General features: G+C 36.7%; 1 protein-coding gene and 1 pseudogene. Both read right to left on the bottom strand.

The window, feature by feature from the left end:
* Positions 1 to 270 (bottom strand): annotated as a pseudogene (locus tag AC29Z1_RS16910) (hypothetical protein); the annotation flags it as partial.
* Positions 271 to 307: 37 nt separating this feature from the next.
* Positions 308 to 904: a hypothetical protein gene (locus AC29Z1_RS16915; RefSeq protein ID WP_488272619.1), complete on the bottom strand. Its 597-nt coding sequence runs from the start codon at positions 902 to 904 to the stop codon at positions 308 to 310.
* Positions 905 to 938 lie beyond the last annotated feature (34 nt).

Consider the following 938-nt stretch of genomic DNA (forward strand, 5'->3'; position numbering starts at 1 on the left):
AGCCCAGTTCCCGTAAGGGGAAAAAGCAGAGTAAGAGGTCATGAAAGGAATTTTTCCTGCAAAAGCCAATCCGGCTGATACTCCGGCTAAATTCTGTTCTGCTACGCCGATTTGAAAAAATCTATTGGGAAACTTTTTTTCAAAATCATGGACTCTGGTTGATTCGGCTAAATCTGCAGTTAATACGACAATATCGTCATTCTCGCTTCCTAACTCAACTAAAGCCTCACCAAATGCATCTCTTAATGATTTTAGGGCAGTCTCGTTCATATAAGTTGCTAAACCTAATTCTGTTTATTCTGTATTTCTATTCTGTCTCCGTATTGTTGTTTGTATCTTCGAATTCACCGCAATCGCTGATAATTTCCTTTGATACTTCAAACGTAATTTCGTAATCAGTTTTGCTAATGGCTACTAAATCTACGGGGACATTTAATTGCTGAGTAACTAAACACGTTTCGGCAGGTATTGTTTGTTTGAGTGAGACCAATAGTTCATTTTCTTCGTTATTTTCGTAAAGTTTTCTTACCTTTAGTTGTGAACCTTCTTTGGTGAGGGTAGAGGAAGAAACACCGATTAAATATTCTCGATTAAAATCAATTTTTTCACCTAATGCTAAATTTCCGGATGGATCTACGGTTTTCAGGAAGTCTTCAAGTTCTTCCTGGCTTTTAATTACTCTTCTTTGTTTTTCAATTTCTTCTGATACATTTACCACCACAGGAAATCCTTCCAGTCTTCTGACCTGAGGTTCACTACTAAAAACCTTAGGTAATTTAAATTCATCTTTCATTAAAAAATAACCGGCACCCAGTATTAATAGTACTAATACTATGACCGGAAGTAAGCTGATATACAATATTAATGATTTATTATTCATACTCGCTTTCGATGCGGCCTTCAAGGCTTCTAAGCTGTTTTAAGGCTTGCCTGGCTTC

Source organism: Sporomusa sp. (genome assembly GCF_057736855.1).